This is a genomic window from Bordetella tumulicola (assembly GCF_054779135.1).
The window spans coordinates 446,720-461,593 of sequence record NZ_BAAGYU010000006.1; the positions used below are offsets into that span (position 1 = coordinate 446,720).

The 14,874-nt window shown below is 62.4% G+C and carries 14 protein-coding genes; 6 read left to right on the forward strand and 8 right to left on the reverse strand.

Annotated elements, in window-relative coordinates; translation table 11 throughout:
• Position 1 precedes the first annotated feature (1 nt).
• Positions 2-640, reverse strand: a complete 639-nt coding sequence (locus ACYVDM_RS06070; protein WP_415789580.1) for a VTT domain-containing protein — start codon at positions 638-640, stop codon at positions 2-4.
• Between the two features lie 221 nt (positions 641-861).
• Between ACYVDM_RS06070 and mutL the strand changes: the two genes are divergently transcribed.
• Positions 862-2,826 carry a DNA mismatch repair endonuclease MutL gene (mutL, locus tag ACYVDM_RS06075; RefSeq protein ID WP_415789665.1) on the forward strand — a complete coding sequence of 655 codons (1,965 nt, stop codon included), beginning with the start codon at positions 862-864 and terminating at the stop codon, positions 2,824-2,826.
• A 47-nt stretch (positions 2,827-2,873) separates the two neighbouring features.
• A complete protein-coding gene (gene miaA, locus ACYVDM_RS06080; protein ID WP_415789582.1) occupies positions 2,874-3,851 on the forward strand; it encodes a tRNA (adenosine(37)-N6)-dimethylallyltransferase MiaA in 978 nt (325 codons plus the stop codon).
• 168 nt (positions 3,852-4,019) lie between these two features.
• Here miaA and purM read toward each other — a convergent pair whose 3' ends face one another.
• On the reverse strand, positions 4,020-5,069 hold the full coding sequence (gene purM, locus ACYVDM_RS06085; RefSeq protein ID WP_415789584.1) for a phosphoribosylformylglycinamidine cyclo-ligase: 1,050 nt from the start codon (positions 5,067-5,069) through the stop codon (positions 4,020-4,022).
• A gap of 139 nt (positions 5,070-5,208) precedes the next feature.
• On the opposite strand from purM, the gene hda reads away from it, so the two are divergent.
• Genes hda through ACYVDM_RS06105 form a run of 4 tightly spaced genes read left to right on the forward strand, consistent with a single transcriptional unit; the run spans position 5,209 to position 8,441 of the window.
• Complete coding sequence (hda, locus tag ACYVDM_RS06090) at positions 5,209-5,934, forward strand: DnaA regulatory inactivator Hda (protein WP_415789586.1); 726 nt, start codon at positions 5,209-5,211, stop codon at positions 5,932-5,934.
• A complete protein-coding gene (locus tag ACYVDM_RS06095; protein WP_415789588.1) occupies positions 5,906-6,604 on the forward strand; it encodes an HAD family hydrolase in 699 nt (232 codons plus the stop codon). Before hda ends, ACYVDM_RS06095 begins: the two co-directional genes overlap by 29 nt.
• On the forward strand, positions 6,604-7,959 hold the full coding sequence (gene pcnB, locus ACYVDM_RS06100) for a polynucleotide adenylyltransferase PcnB (protein ID WP_415789590.1): 1,356 nt from the start codon (positions 6,604-6,606) through the stop codon (positions 7,957-7,959). Before ACYVDM_RS06095 ends, pcnB begins: the two co-directional genes overlap by 1 nt.
• Positions 7,956-8,441: a 2-amino-4-hydroxy-6-hydroxymethyldihydropteridine diphosphokinase gene (locus ACYVDM_RS06105; RefSeq protein ID WP_415789592.1), complete on the forward strand. Its 486-nt coding sequence runs from the start codon at positions 7,956-7,958 to the stop codon at positions 8,439-8,441. The genes pcnB and ACYVDM_RS06105 overlap by 4 nt, the downstream gene beginning before the upstream one ends.
• 157 nt (positions 8,442-8,598) lie before the next feature.
• Here ACYVDM_RS06105 and ACYVDM_RS06110 read toward each other — a convergent pair whose 3' ends face one another.
• The 6 genes from ACYVDM_RS06110 to ACYVDM_RS06135 form a co-directional block, all read right to left on the reverse strand.
• The gene (locus ACYVDM_RS06110) at positions 8,599-9,426 is read right to left on the reverse strand and encodes an HpcH/HpaI aldolase/citrate lyase family protein (RefSeq protein ID WP_415789594.1); all 828 of its coding nucleotides are present in this window, start codon (positions 9,424-9,426) and stop codon (positions 8,599-8,601) included.
• On the reverse strand, positions 9,423-10,619 hold the full coding sequence (locus ACYVDM_RS06115) for a CaiB/BaiF CoA transferase family protein (RefSeq protein ID WP_415789596.1): 1,197 nt from the start codon (positions 10,617-10,619) through the stop codon (positions 9,423-9,425). The genes ACYVDM_RS06110 and ACYVDM_RS06115 overlap by 4 nt, the downstream gene beginning before the upstream one ends.
• Positions 10,616-11,446, reverse strand: a complete 831-nt coding sequence (locus ACYVDM_RS06120; RefSeq protein WP_415789598.1) for an HTD2 family dehydratase — start codon at positions 11,444-11,446, stop codon at positions 10,616-10,618. Before ACYVDM_RS06120 ends, ACYVDM_RS06115 begins: the two co-directional genes overlap by 4 nt.
• A gap of 123 nt (positions 11,447-11,569) precedes the next feature.
• On the reverse strand, positions 11,570-12,367 hold the full coding sequence (paaG, locus tag ACYVDM_RS06125; protein ID WP_415789600.1) for a 2-(1,2-epoxy-1,2-dihydrophenyl)acetyl-CoA isomerase PaaG: 798 nt from the start codon (positions 12,365-12,367) through the stop codon (positions 11,570-11,572).
• Positions 12,368-12,426: 59 nt separating this feature from the next.
• Positions 12,427-13,554 (reverse strand): acyl-CoA dehydrogenase family protein, encoded by a 1,128-nt coding sequence (locus ACYVDM_RS06130; RefSeq protein ID WP_415789602.1) that lies wholly within the window; start codon positions 13,552-13,554, stop codon positions 12,427-12,429.
• Positions 13,555-13,590: 36 nt separating this feature from the next.
• Positions 13,591-14,781, reverse strand: a complete 1,191-nt coding sequence (locus tag ACYVDM_RS06135; RefSeq protein WP_415789604.1) for an acyl-CoA dehydrogenase family protein — start codon at positions 14,779-14,781, stop codon at positions 13,591-13,593.
• Positions 14,782-14,874 lie beyond the last annotated feature (93 nt).

Sequence of the window (14,874 nt, forward strand, 5' to 3'; positions counted from 1 at the left end):
ACTAGCCCTGGCGTCGTCCTCGCACCAACTTGACCAGGCCTGCCACGATCAGCGGCACGATGGCCGCGGCCAGGCCCAGCAGCACAATGGTGTTCAGGTGCTCTTTGACCAGCGGGATGTTGCCGAAGAAATAGCCGGCGGTAATCAGGCTGGCCACCCATAGCACCGCCCCCCCGATATTGAACAACTGAAAACGCAGCAGGTTCATTTCCGCCACGCCCGCCACAAACGGCGCGAACGTGCGAATGATCGGCAAGAAACGCGACATCACAATGGTTTTACCACCGTGTTTTTCATAAAACGCGTGCGTTCGCAAAAGCGCGGCACGGTCCAGGAAACGCACATTCATGGTGAATACGCGCGGCCCGATATAACGACCGATCGCATAATTCACGGTATTGCCGGTCACAGCCGCCACGATGAGCAGCGCGCCCAGCAAAACGGGATTCAAACTGCCGGTCGCGCCGAACGCACCCGCAATAAACAATAGGGAATCGCCTGGCAAAAAGGGAAAGACCACCAGCCCCGTTTCGGCAAAGATAATCAGGAACAAAACCAAGTAAACCCAGGCTCCGTACTGTTCGACCCAAATACCCAATGTCTGGTCGATGTGCAACACCATCTGAAAAAATTCGAGCATGCAATAACCGTGTCAGTAAATAAGGCGGGGATACTCGCCGGGGGTTTCCAAGGCTGACCGGTTTGGACTATAGCGCAACACGTCACCACATCGATGACCAAATGCACGCGATCATTCCCCGATATTCCGGGTAGCCGTCATGGCTGTCCGCGCATCGATGGGCCCTCGGGCGCTAAAATCGCCACATGCCCGAACTCTCTGACTTGCCCCAAACGCCTTCCGTGTCCGAACGCCGCAGTATCGCTGCCCTGCCCGATTTGCTGATCAGCCAGATCGCGGCGGGCGAGGTGATCGAACGGCCGGCCTCTGTGCTGAAGGAAATCCTGGAAAACGCCATCGATGCGGGCGCGCGCGCGATTGAGGTGCGACTCGAAGGGGGCGGTATTCGACGCATCGCGGTCTCGGACGATGGCGGTGGTATTCCCCCCGACGAACTACCTCTGGCGCTGGCACGACACGCCACCAGCAAGATCAGCTCGCTCGGCGAACTGGAGTCCGTTGCGTCGATGGGATTCCGGGGCGAGGCGCTGGCATCGATTGCGTCGGTGGCCCAAGTCACGATCATCTCTCGCACGCGCCAGGGCGATCACGCCTGGCAGATCGACGGCGGCAGTCTTGAGGTCGCCCCCGCATCAGGACCGCCGGGCACCACCGTCGATGTACGTCAATTGTTCGACGCCGTCCCGGCGCGGCGCAAGTTTCTGCGTGCCGAGGCCACCGAATTTGGTCATTGCGTCGATGCCATGGAACGCATTGCGCTGGCCCATCCCGACGTTGCGTTCCGTCTGTTCCATCACGACCGCGCACAACGCCAATGGCTGCCCGCCGCACCGGGCCAACGCATTCGCGATGTTCTCGGCGCCGAATTCGCCGAACACGGCCTGCCCGTCGATGTGTCGATGGGGGCCATCAGCCTGTCGGGCATGATCACGCGCCCCACGGCCGCCCGTGCCCGCGCAGATAGGCAATACCTCTATGTCAATGGCCGGTATATCCGCGATCGCACCGTCAGCCATGCCCTGCGCGCCGCCTATGCGGACGTGCTGCATGGCGATCGTCAACCGGCCTATGTACTGTATCTGGACATCGATCCCGGTGCCGTCGATGTCAACGTGCATCCGGCCAAGCACGAGGTCCGCTTTCGTGACAGCGGGGCCGTACACCGCTTTGTGAATCAGGTCGTGGGGCAGGCCTTGGCGCAGACAGGCGGCGCGTCAGCCGTTTCCGCCGCCCCTGAGGCGGCCGACGCACCCACGACGCCCGTTACGCCCGGCGTGCCCACCACTCATCAGGACGGTGCGTCCGCAGGCACTCCTGAGCAAGTGCAACCGGGCGCGTGGCAGACACCTCGCACCGACGGCGCCTCGGTGCCGTCCACCTCGGCCTCGCGTTTTGCTCCCCAACCAGCGTCTCGCCCAGCGACGCGCCCCCATACGCAAGTGCCGTTCCGTCTGCATGCCGAATCCAGCGGCAACCCCGTCGCGGACTGGCGCGCGCACTACCGACCGTTGGACGAAATCTCCGCCTCGTCGGCCACGACCTTACGCGAACCGGCTCCTTCTGTCGCCCCCGGCGCTGCCACCTCACTGCCGCCCGACGAAGAGCACCCGCTGGGAATGGCGCTAGCGCAATTGCATGGTATCTACATCCTGGCGCAAAACCGCCACGGCCTGATATTGGTCGATATGCACGCCGCGCACGAACGCGTAGTCTACGAACAGCTGAAACATGCCCTGGATGCCCGCGAGCTGCCGCGCCAAGACCTTCTGGTACCCGTGGTATTCCATGCCCAGGAAAAGGACGTGGCTCTCACGGAAGAACACCAGGAACAACTGGCCGGCCTGGGCTTTGATCTGCGCCCGGCGGGGCCCACGTCGATCGCCGTGCGATCCGTACCCGCCCTGCTGGCGCGGGGCGACATCGAGACCATGGCACGCGCCGTGCTGCGCGACCTGGGCGCCGTCGGCGTCTCGGGCCTGCTCACCGAGCAACGCAACGAATTGCTGTCAACCATGGCGTGCCATGGCTCCGTGCGTGCCAACCGGCGCCTCACCCTCGAAGAAATGAATGCCCTGTTGCGCCAGATGGAGGTCACCGAACGCGCGGACCAGTGCAACCATGGCCGTCCCACCTGGGTGCAGTGGTCCGTGTCCGACCTGGACAAACTCTTTTTGCGCGGCCAATAAGCGATGCCGCCGTTTTCACGACCAGGACGCCCGACGTCCAACCCGGCATGACGAGGCCTGCCCCCATTTTCTGTCTGGCCGGCCCGACAGCTGCCGGTAAAAGCGCCGCCACGTTGGCGCTGGCGCAGCGCTGGCCCCTGGAGATCATCAACGTCGATTCCGCCACCATTTATCGGGGCATGGACATCGGGACGGCGAAGCCCTCGGTTCGCGAGCAGACCCTGGTTCCGCAGCACTTGCTGGACATCCGGGACCCGGCCCAGTCGTACTCAGCCGCCGAATTCCGCACGGACACATTGCGCCTGATCGATGAGATCCGGGCACGCGGCCGCATGCCCCTGCTGGCGGGTGGCACGATGATGTATTACAAGGCCCTGCGGGAGGGCCTGGACGACCTGCCACAGGCCGATCCGGCCCTGCGCGCCACACTGGAAGCCCGTGCGGCCCAAGAGGGCTGGCCCGCCCTGCACGCCGAGCTTGCCGAGCGGGACCCGGTGACGGCCGCGCGACTGGCCCCAAACGATAGCCAGCGAATCCAGCGCGCGCTGGAGGTCTGCATCCTGAGCGGGCAGCCCATGTCCAACTTGCTGCAGCGACGATCCCGCGCCGCGACCGTCGAAACGACCGACAGGGAAGCGAGGGACGAGGTGTCGGGGCACCGTTACATCACCCTGAGTCTGGAACCCTCTGATCGAACGGCGCTGCACGCGCGTATTGCCCAGCGCTTTGATGCCATGCTGGATGCGGGTCTGCTGGACGAAGTCCGCCGCCTGCATGCGCGCGACGATCTGCATCCCGGTCTGCCCTCGGTGCGGTGTGTCGGTTATCGGCAGATGTGGGCACATCTGGACGGCGTCACCGATCTGGACACAGCACGTGAACAAGCCATTGCCGCAACGCGCCAGTTAGCCAAACGGCAGATCACCTGGCTGCGAGCGCAACCGGACCGCGTCATCGTGGACTGCCTCGCCGAAGATGCCGTCGGGCAAGTCATCGATGCCGTGGCTGGCGAGGTTTCGGGTTGATGGTGAGCGTCTGGCTCTGTTATTTGAACTGCCGAGCCTCTGCTCTGTAGCCGTCGGCGCCAGGACCGACATGAGCCGAGGACCCCGGAGTAATCCGAAGCACAGGCGCAGTGCGCCGAGCATCGGAATTACGCAGGGCAGCCTCGGCGCTACAGAACCGACAACGTGTTACACCACGACGGTCTGGGCCATCCCGTCAGCCTGCTCGACGATTTCACCGAGTTTGCTGACGGTTTCACCTTGCTCGCGCAAGGTCGCGGCGATCGCATCGGCCTGGGCGGCGTCTACGACCAGCACCATGCCGATACCGCAGTTGAACACCCGGTACATCTCGTTGTCTTCGACACCGCCCTGCTGCTGCAGCCACTGGAACAGCTTGGGCATTTCCCAGCCGTCGCGATGCAGCCTGGCCGACAGGCCGGCCTGCAGAATACGAGGTACGTTGTCCAGCAAGCCGCCACCCGTGATGTGGGCCAGGCCCTTGATGTCGGTGCCATGCTTGGCCAGCGCGGCCAGCACCTGCTTGACGTAGATACGCGTCGGCGCCATGACCACGTCAGCCAGCGGTTGGCCGTGAAAATCATCATCGGGCTTGGCGTTGGCGCGCTCGATGATCTTGCGAATCAGCGAAAAACCGTTGGAGTGCGCGCCGCTGGAGGCCAGGCCCAGCACCACGTCGCCCGGTTTGATGGACTTGCCGTCGATGATGTCGGATTTTTCGACCGCGCCGACCGCAAAACCGGCCAGATCGTATTCCCCGTCGGGGTACATACCGGGCATTTCGGCGGTTTCACCGCCAATCAACGCGCAACCGGCCTGCTCGCAGCCCTGGGCGATGCCTCCCACCACGGCGGCGGCGGTATCGACAGCCAGTTTGCCGCAAGCGAAATAGTCCAGGAAAAACAACGGTTCAGCGCCCTGAACCAGAATATCGTTGACGCTCATCCCAACTAGGTCGATGCCGACCGTATCGTGGCGATTCCATTCAAAAGCCAGGCGCAGTTTGGTCCCTACGCCGTCCGTGCCGGACACCAGAACCGGTTCACGGTATTTCCCAGGCACCTGAAACAAGGCGCCGAAGCCGCCAATGCCGGCCAGTACGCCAGGGCGCATCGTGCGTGCCGCCAGGGGCTTGATGCGGTCGACCAGAGCGTCCCCCGCATCGATATCGACACCAGCGTCGCGGTACGTCAGGGGGGCAGAAGGTTGAGTCGTCATGAGAAAAACCGTCGGGTATGTGACAATTGCAGAGTTTATAGGGAGTGCCGTACCCATGATTTTACGATGTAAGGTGCCAAGCATCGCGTAAACCGTCTTTTTGATGGTTCCGCGCCCCTGCCATACTAGATGTTTACCCATGAATCGCCAGCTCCTGCTCGACGTTCTACCCGCACCCGCCCCTACGCTGCAAAACTATATTGCCGGCGCTAACGGCCAGGCGTTGGCCGCCGTGCGTGCGCTGGCGCCCGGTCGGGCCCTCTACCTATGGGGAGCGGCCGGCTGCGGCCGTAGCCACCTGCTCAAGGGTTTGGCCAGCACGCCCGATGCCATCTATGTCGATGTCCAGCAGGACGCGCGTACCTTGCGCAGCCTGGCCGATGCCGACTCTGCCGCCGCCATGCCCCCCGTCGTCGCGGTCGATGACGTGCACAACATGGACGAAACCCGGCAGGCCGGCCTGTTCGCCTTGTACAATCGGTGGCGCGAATGTGCGGCCACCAACCGCGCGTTCGCGTTGGCCGTCGCTGGCGACCGCGCGCCGATCTCCATGCCGTTGCGTGAAGACCTGCGCACCCGCCTGGGATGGGATCTGGTTTTTCGACTGGATCCCTTATCTGACGCAGACAAGCTGGCCGCGCTCTCTGCGCAGGCGACCGAGCGTGGCTTGCAACTCGCGCCCGAAGTCATCCAATGGATGCTGACGCATCGCGAACGCGATATCCGCAAATTGGCGGCCCTGCTTGATGCGCTGGATCGCTATTCGCTGGCCACCGGCCGGCATATCACGGTAGCCTTGCTGCGTGCCATGCTGGCAGACCCCAACCACAAACACCATGATGCCCCAACGACTCGCGCTCTTTGATCTGGACCACACCCTGTTGCCACTGGACAGCGACTACCAGTGGGCCGATTTTCTCGCTCGCACCGGACGCGCGGGCGACCCGGCCGAAGCCCGTCGCCGCAACAACGACCTGATGGATCGCTACAACCAGGGGCAATTGACCGCCGAGCAAGCCGCCGAATTCATGCTGGGCCTGCTGGCCGCCCACACGCCCTATGAGCTCGCGGTCTGGCACGAAGAGTTCATGGCGCAAGTCATTCGCCCCGACATCACGCCGCAAGCCATACAACTCGTCGAACAACACTTGGCCGCGGGCGATCTCTGTGCGCTGGTCACCGCCACCAATAGTTTTGTCACCGCGCCCATTGCACGCGCCTTTGGCATTTCGCAGTTGATTGCCACCGACGCCGAATATCGCAACGGACGCTACACCGGCCGCATTCACGGCACGCCCAGCTTCAAAGAAGGCAAAGTCGTCCGCGTCAACCAATGGTTGGCCACCCTCAATCTGACCGTTGCAGATTTTTCAGAATCGTATTTTTATAGCGATTCGATCAACGACGTACCGCTACTGGACATCGTCACGCATCCTGTAGCGGCAAACCCCAGTCCGGCGCTGCGCAACATCGCGCAAGCACGGGGCTGGAAAGTGCTCGACTTGTTCGAACACATGGAAGATGCCAAGTCCTAATGATCACCGACACCATAAAAAAATTCGTCAGTCGTTTATTTTCACCCGCCATACGGGGACCTCAGCGCATTGCACGCGACAAACACGGCATCGACCGCCGCAATGTCTCGCGCCATGCGATCAAAGTCTGTGAAGTCCTGCGTCAGCATGGCTATCAGGGTTATATCGTCGGCGGCGCCGTACGCGACCTGATCGTCGGCCTGGAACCCAAAGACTTTGACGTGGCCACCGACGCCACGCCCGAACAAATCCGCCCGCTGTTTCGCCGCGCCCGGATCATCGGACGGCGCTTCCAGCTAGTACACGTTGTGTTTGGCCAGGAAATCATCGAGACCTCGACGTTCCGCGCGCCCGCGACGCAAGAGCAAGAGACCGACGAGCACGGCCGCATCCTGCGCGACAACGTCTTCGGCAACCAGGAACAAGACGCCATTCGGCGCGACTTCACCATGAACGCGCTGTACTACGATCCGCACACCGAAGAGGTGATCGACTATCACCAGGGCGTGGCGGATCTGAAAAAACGCCAAGTCCGAATGATTGGCGACCCCGCCACGCGCTACCGCGAAGATCCGGTGCGCATGTTGCGGGCGGTGCGCTTTGCGGCCAAGCTCAATGGCACGATTGATCCCGCGACTCGCCAGCCCATCGAAACCATGGCGTCGCTGATCGACAACGTCCCGGCGTCGCGCCTGTTCGACGAAATGCTCAAACTATTGACCTGTGGACACGCGATGGACTGTCTGCGTCAATTGCGCGAAGACGGCCTGCACCACGGCCTATTGCCATTGCTGGACGTCGTGCTCGAGCAACCCGGCGGCGAACGTTTCGTCGAACTTGCCCTGGAACGCACCGACTCGCGCGTACGCGCAGGCAAGAGCATCAGCCCCAGCTTCCTGTTTGCCGCGCTGCTGTGGCAACAAGTGGAATTACGCTGGAAACAGTTGCGCGCCGAAGGCGAGCATAACGTCCCCGCCCTTGCCAAAGCCGCCGATTCAGTACTGGACGAGCAAACGGAAAAGCTCGCTATCCAGCGACGTTTTTCGTCGGACATGCGCGAGATCTGGTTCATGCAACCGCGCTTTGAGCGTCGCATGGGCAAGACCATCTACCGCATGATCGAACAGCCGCGCTTCCGTGCCTCGTGCGATTTTCTGCAATTGCGCGCCGCCGCTGGCGAGTTCGATAGCGTGCTGGCTCAATGGTGGATGGATTTGGCCAATGGCGACGATGCCACGCGCGCCGACATGATCGAAGCGCTCGCGCATCTGCCTCGCGACCCCGCCGAAGCCAGTGTCCCGCGCAAACGCCGCCGTCGGCCCCGTCGCCCCGCAGTGCCACGCGACGCGGAATGAGCAGGTCGCAACGCGCCTATATCGGTTTAGGCGCCAACCTGGGAGACGCGCGCGCCACGCTGCGCACGGTGCTGGATCAACTAAGCGCCGCGCCAGGTATCGTGACATGCCGAGTTTCTCATTTTTATCGCACGGCCCCCGTCGACGCTGCCGGCCCGGATTACATCAATGCCGTCGCCGCGCTGGACACGACCCTGGCGCCCCTGGCGCTGCTGGATCTGCTACAGGCGCTGGAGCGCCAGCACGGACGCCAGAGACCTTATCGAAATGCACCCCGCACGCTTGATCTGGATCTGCTGCTGCATGGCGATATCGAGATGGACACGGCGCGCCTGATTCTGCCGCACCCGCGGCTGCATCAGCGGGCGTTTGTCCTGGCGCCGCTCTATGAATTGACGCCGGGCCTGATGCTGTCGCAGGGCTCGCCGGCCGATCTGCTGGCGGCACTGTCGGACCAATCGATCGAACGTCTGGAAGACTAAAAAAGCCCCCACGCTGCGCCTTTGGCTTGCTGCCCCCCAAGGGGGCCTTTTTGCCTTGGGGCGGCCCGGCGGCAAAAAAAGCCCCCACGCTGCGCCTTTGGCTTGCTGCCCCCCAAGGGGGCCTTTTTGCCTTGGGGCGGCCCGGCGGCAAAAAACGCTACACCTGCTCGCCCGCGCGCTCGAGCAACTGTCTGGCGTGTCCGATCACGGGCGCATCGACCATTGTGCCTTCGAACATGAACGTGCCCGCACCGCTTTCGCGATGCGCGATCACCACTCTGCGGGCCCACGCCACCTCTTCGGCCGGTGGCACAAAGGCCTGGTGAATGATGTCGACCTGGGTTGGATGAATGCACAACATCCCGCCAAACCCCATGTCACGCGCCCGATAGGCGGCCTCCTGCATCCCTTCGGTATCCTTGACTCCGGGAAACACGCCATCCAGCGGCGGCAACAAACCCATCGCCTTGCTGCGCAACAATATCTCGATACGAGCGTGATCCAGCACGATGGACGCAGCCTCGGTATTCGGTGTCAGGCCCAAGTCCAGCCCATAATCCAGGCTGCCAAACGCCAGGCGCTGCACCCCCGGCGTGGCCGCAATCTCGGCCGCATTCAGAATGCCAGCTGCAGTTTCCAAAAGGGGGACAATTTCTTTGCCTGTCTGCGCCGCATGCCGTACCTGGGCCAGACTTTCGGCCTTGGGCAACATAATCGCCACCACGCCAGGATGATTGCGGCAGGCCTTCAGGTCGTCATCATGCCAATCGGTCGACGCATCGTTGACCCGCACCCACAGCCGGACGTCCGGGTGTGTGCCTAGAAAATCGCACAGCGCCTCGCGCGCGCTGTGCTTGGCCAAATGCTCGACGGCGTCTTCCAGATCAACGATCACCCGATCGGCCCCGCTGGCCAGCGCCTTGGGGATACGCTCGTGCCGACTGGCCGGCACGAACAATGTGGAACGAACAACAGTTTGCATCACACCACCTCGGCAGTACGCAAGCGCGCCACATCCTCGGGCGCGTATCCTAGTGATGCTAGCACTGCATCGGTGTTCTCGCCCACTGCCGGTACGGCGTCCATGCGCGGTGTAAAGGCATTGCTCGAGGCAGGCGGCAGCAGCGCCGGCAACGTCCCGGCGGGACTGCCCACCTCGCGCCAACGCTCGCGCGCCTGCAGTTGCGGGTGTTCCCACACATCATTCATGTCGTTGACGCGTGCGTTGGCGATTTGCGCGGCTTCGAGGCGATCGGTGACTTGATCTATCGTCATCTCGGCAAAGGCCTGGACAATCAACGCACGCAAACTGTCGCGATTGGCCGCTCGACGCGAATTCGACGCAAAACGCTCGTCATCGGCCAACTCGACCTGGTTGAGCACCTGCTCGCAAAAGACGCGCCATTCGCGCTCGTTTTGTAGGCCCAACATTATGGTGGCGCCGTCGCCCACCGGGAACGGGCCGTACGGGTAGATCGTGGCATGCGCCGCGCCCGCACGCTGTGGTGGCGCGGCCCCCTCGAAAGCGTAATACATCGGGTAGCCCATCCATTCGACCATGCTTTCCAGCATGGACACATCCAGACGGCTACCCAAGCCCGTGCGCTGGCGCAATAGCAGCGCATTCAAAATCGCGGAATACGCATACATGCCCGCGGCGATATCGGAAATCGAGCATCCTGCCTTGGCCGGCGCGTCCGGCGAACCGGTCACCGACACAAAGCCGCTTTCGCTCTGGATCAGCAAGTCGTAGGCTTTTTTGCGCTCGTACGGCCCGCCTTCTCCGTAGCCGGAAATATCGCACACGATCAGCTTGGGGTACTTGGCATGCAGCGCCTCAAACGACAAGCCCAGCCGCTCTGCAGCACCGGGTGCTAAATTCTGCACCAGCACATCGGCCGACTCGAGCAGACGCTCCATCACGTCGGTCGCGTCCGGATGCTTCAGATTCAATGTCAGGCTTTCCTTGGAACGATTCGTCCAGACGAAGTGCGACGACAAGCCACGTACGCGCTCGTCATAGCCGCGTGCAAAATCACCACCGCCGGGTCGCTCGACCTTGATCACGCGGGCGCCCATGTCGGCTAACTGACGGGTACAAAATGGCGCCGCAATGGCATGCTCGAGGCTGATGACGGTAATCCCGTCCAGCGGGCGAATAGCGGGAGAATCACTCATGCGGAAAACCTCAGTTGGGCTTGGTGTGCCAGCGTGCCGTCCTGTTCGGCCCACAGCTCGGCCAGGCCGGACTCGGCCACGTGACCGGCAACGTCGAACGGCGTCGGCGCAATCAGCGGACGCAAGCCACGATAGGATAAGTGCTCCAGCCGCGCCGTCGGATTCGCGTGCTGAAACGCCGCCACCATCAGGGTTGCGATCATGGGGCCGTGCACCACCAGCCCGGGATACCCTTCAGTGCCCGTGACATAAGGATGGTCGTAATGAATACGATGGCCATTGAAGGTCACGGCCGAATAGCGGAACAACAATACCGGCGAAGGGTCAATCTGCTCGCGCCACTGCGACGCCGGCGGCGCGTCCGAGCCTACGAGCTTCGGGGGAGACGGCTGGCGATAGACAATGTCTTGTTCTTCTTCGAGGGCCAGCACGCCATCCTGATGGTACTCATGGCGTACCGTCACAAACAGCAACGCGCCCGTGCGACCGGTTTTCTCGCGCACATCCATCACCGAGGAACGGCGCTCGGCGGGCGAGCCCACCCGAAGGGGCTGATGAAACGTCACCCGTCCGCCCGCCCACATACGGTTGCGATTATCGGCGGGCGGCAGAAAGCCTCCACGCGCCGGATGGCCGTCTTCGCCGATACCTTCCAGGCCGACCGGAGAGATAAAGAACGCCCACTGCCATAGCGCGGGCAGCGGCTCGCCCGCAGCGGGTGCGGCCCCCCCTAGGGTGACGGCAATACGCGCGGCATGGCCTGCGTCGAGGTTATCGGTCACAGACTCGCCGCGGCCGATCCAGTCGGCGGGATGAGAAGACGTCATATACAGGGTTCCTTGGGCAATGTCATGGCAACCGCAAGCATGCCTTCCCTGCCGATATTTGTGAATTCGTATTTCTACAAGACCGTGTTCAAAAGGCTGAAATCCTTGGTCCGGACGATCGTGCTATTTCCCCAGGAACACCGGCGCGCGTTTCTCTGCAAAGGCATGCATGCCCTCCAGATAGTCGTCCGTATGCCCCAGTTCGCGCTGCAGCTCACACTCCAGATCGAACTGTTGGGTCAGTGTATTGCCGCTGGAGGCGTGCAACGCCTGCTTTGTCGCGGCATATGCCCGCGTGGGCCCTTGCGCCAACGTACCGATGATTTCTTCGCGTGTGCAGAGCAGATCCTGGTCGGGAATACACCGCCAGATCAGCCCCCAGGCCTCGGCCTGACGCGCTGTCACGGTCTCGCCGAACAACGTCGCCCCCATCGCGCGAGCGGATCCCACCAGGCGCGGCAAGAACCACGTGCCCCCCGCATCGGGCAACAGGCCGATTTTGCTAAATGCCTGGATAAAGCGCGCGGACTCCACCGCAAACACCACATCACAGGCCAGCACCAGGCTGGCGCCGGCACCCGCCGCCACGCCATTGACCAGACACACGACGGGCACCGGCAGCGCCCTCAGGCGTAAAATCAACGGCCGATACCAATTCCTCAAACCCTCGCTCAGATCCCGGCGCTGCCCTGCCGGCAAGGGCTTACGCTCGCCCAGATCCTGGCCCGCACAAAACCCTCGCCCCGCACCCGTAATCACCAGACCACGCAGTGTGTCGCAAGCCTCCAGCGTATCGAGCGCCTGCGCCAACTCACCATGCATGGCCGCCGTAAAACTGTTTAGCCGGTCCGGCCGATTCAGGGTAATCACGCCCACCCCATCCTGCAAAACGAACTGAATCTGATGATAGTCCAGCGTCATACCGCCTCCTTTCGCGTTGCCGACCTCTTCGGTGCTGTCAACTCTTGCTGCATTGCCGATTACTCCAGCGCTGCCAACGTCTCGAGCACCGCCAGTTGCTCAGCGCTGTCGCCCAATAGCTGATCCACCATCGTCAAGCGCTTGAAATAGTCGCCGACCTCCAGCTCGTCGGTCATCCCCATGCCCCCGTGCAATTGCACTGCGCTCTGGGCCACAAACCGCCCCGCCCGTGCCGCCTCAAGCTTGGCGCTGGCCAACATGCGAGAACGCCGCCCCTCATCAGGCTCGCTGAGCGCCGCCGCGGCTACATAGGCCATGGACAACCCCATTTCCTTTGCGACCAACATATCGGCCAACCGGTGCTGCAACACCTGAAACGCCGCCAACGGCTGACCGAACTGGCGCCGCGTTTTCAGATAATCAATCGTAATCTCCAACAAGCGCTCCATCGCGCCCGCCGCATGCGCGCACAGTGCCGCCACTCCCCACTGCAATGCCATGGCAAGACCGTCCCGCGCACGCTCTCCGCGCGCCACGATTGCGTCACTCGCCAACGGCGTACGATCAAAATCCAGCCGGGCACAGCGCGCCCGATCCAACGTCGGCGTGTCTACCACCGTCACGCGCTTTGAATCGGCAGGGACCCGCAGCAGCACCGGTTCATTATCGGCATCTCGCACCGACACCAACCAGGCATGCGCCGCCGCGCCATGCCAGACGAGATGCTTCGTGCCGGACAACTGCAACCCCGTATCCCCGGCGGACGTCAGCCGGCACAGGCTCGGATCCGTCTCATAACGACGACCCGGTTCCTGATACGCCACCGTCATGATCACCTGCCCGGTCGCCAACGCGGGCAACCACCGCTGCCGCACGGCAACATCGGCGCAGGCCACCAGCAAGGCCGCACTCATCACAGCACTGGGAATCACCGGCTCCGATACCAGACCTCGCCCCAACTCCAGGTGCACCGGCAACAAACTCGCGGGCGGTTCACCAAACCCACCGTACTCCGCGGAAATATTCAGCCCCAACACGCCCAGCTCGGCCAACTGGGCCCACGCCCGCGCATCCATTGCGACCTGAGTGGCCCGCGCACGCCGCGTCGCGAACCCCCACTCATCCTGCACCAAACGCCGCAGGCTATCGGCCAGCATGCGCTGCTCTTCCGTGTATGCAAAATCCATTGTCTTATTCCTTGCGATAGCGAGTCGTGGGGCGCACTACAGGCCCAACATCATGCGAGCAATAATGCCCTTCTGCACTTCCGTCGTACCGCCATAAATCGACGTCTTGCGCATATCGGCATACCCTGCACCCGCCGCGGCCGCCATCTCGGGCCCCGGCCCCTGAAACGCCGCATCGGCCTCCATCCAGTCCGGGTCATACGGCCACACATCCGGTCCCGCGATCTCCATCTGCAACATGGCCAGATCCTGCTGGATTTCCGAGCCGCGAATCTTCAGCACCGACGCCTCCGGCCCAGGTGCATCTCCTCGCGCCGCCGCAACCCGCAGCAACAACATCTCCAGCGCCATGATGTCGACTTCCACACGCGAAATGCGATCGCGTATTCGACTGTCCTGCAAGACTGGCCGACCTCGCCACGACGTCCGGGCAGCCAACGCTTTGAGAATGCCCAACTCGCGATAGCAACTCCCCAATCCGGCAATACCCGTGCGCTCGTGACCCAATAAATACTTGGCATACGTCCAACCCTGCCCCGCCTCGCCAACCTGATTCGCTATCGGTACCCGCACGTTTTCCAGCCACACCTCATTCACATCGTGCCCGCCGTCCAACGTACGAATAGGCCGCACGCTCACGCCGGGCGAACGCATATCCAGCAACACCATCGAAATACCACGCTGCGCCTTCGCCTGCGGATCCGTGCGCACCAAGCAAAACATCCAGTCCGCGTACTGCGCTAGCGTCGTCCAGGTCTTCTGGCCATTAATCACATAACAATCGCCATCGAGCTCCGCACGCGTTTTCAACGAAGCCAGATCCGACCCCGACCCGGGCTCGGAATATCCCTGACACCACCAGTCATCGACTCGGATAATGCGCGGCAACAAGCGCTGCTGTTGCTCAGGGCTTCCGTACTTCATCAATACGGGGCCAATCATGCTCAACCCAAATGGCAACAACCGCGGCGCTCCGGCCTTGAAGCACTCCACCTCAAAGATGAGCCGCTCAATCGCATTCCACCCGGTCCCGCCAAACTCCTTAGGCCAGGTAGGCGCCCCCCACCCCTGATCATCCAGTACGCGATGCCACCGAACATAGTCGTCACGATGCAAGCGCTGGTGCTTCAGTACTTTGGCACGAATATCCTGCGGCAATTTCTCGTTCGCAAAATCACGCACCATCTCGCGAAATCGCCGTTCTTCGGGCGTCCAACTTAGATCCATGTCTTGTCTCCTTAACACGCATCTAGCCACGAGAGGTGGGTTCGATGCAATCTGCCTCTGCGGAAGCGGGGGTTTTGTTGGCGCGAAGGTTGG

What these genes read in the sequence shown, in the direction of transcription:
- paaG (WP_415789600.1), bottom strand. Translation starts at nt 12,367, where the DNA reads ATGACGCTGGACTATCATCAGATTCAGTTCGTTTTGCAGGATGGGGTG.
- miaA (WP_415789582.1), top strand. Translation starts at nt 2,874, where the DNA reads ATGACGAGGCCTGCCCCCATTTTCTGTCTGGCCGGCCCGACAGCTGCC.
- ACYVDM_RS06070 (WP_415789580.1), bottom strand. Translation starts at nt 640, where the DNA reads ATGCTCGAATTTTTTCAGATGGTGTTGCACATCGACCAGACATTGGGT.
- ACYVDM_RS06135 (WP_415789604.1), bottom strand. Translation starts at nt 14,781, where the DNA reads ATGGATCTAAGTTGGACGCCCGAAGAACGGCGATTTCGCGAGATGGTG.
- purM (WP_415789584.1), bottom strand. Translation starts at nt 5,069, where the DNA reads ATGACGACTCAACCTTCTGCCCCCCTGACGTACCGCGACGCTGGTGTC.
- ACYVDM_RS06130 (WP_415789602.1), bottom strand. Translation starts at nt 13,554, where the DNA reads ATGGATTTTGCATACACGGAAGAGCAGCGCATGCTGGCCGATAGCCTG.
- hda (WP_415789586.1), top strand. Translation starts at nt 5,209, where the DNA reads ATGAATCGCCAGCTCCTGCTCGACGTTCTACCCGCACCCGCCCCTACG.
- ACYVDM_RS06120 (WP_415789598.1), bottom strand. Translation starts at nt 11,446, where the DNA reads ATGACGTCTTCTCATCCCGCCGACTGGATCGGCCGCGGCGAGTCTGTG.
- ACYVDM_RS06115 (WP_415789596.1), bottom strand. Translation starts at nt 10,619, where the DNA reads ATGAGTGATTCTCCCGCTATTCGCCCGCTGGACGGGATTACCGTCATC.
- ACYVDM_RS06095 (WP_415789588.1), top strand. Translation starts at nt 5,906, where the DNA reads ATGATGCCCCAACGACTCGCGCTCTTTGATCTGGACCACACCCTGTTG.
- ACYVDM_RS06105 (WP_415789592.1), top strand. Translation starts at nt 7,956, where the DNA reads ATGAGCAGGTCGCAACGCGCCTATATCGGTTTAGGCGCCAACCTGGGA.
- pcnB (WP_415789590.1), top strand. Translation starts at nt 6,604, where the DNA reads ATGATCACCGACACCATAAAAAAATTCGTCAGTCGTTTATTTTCACCC.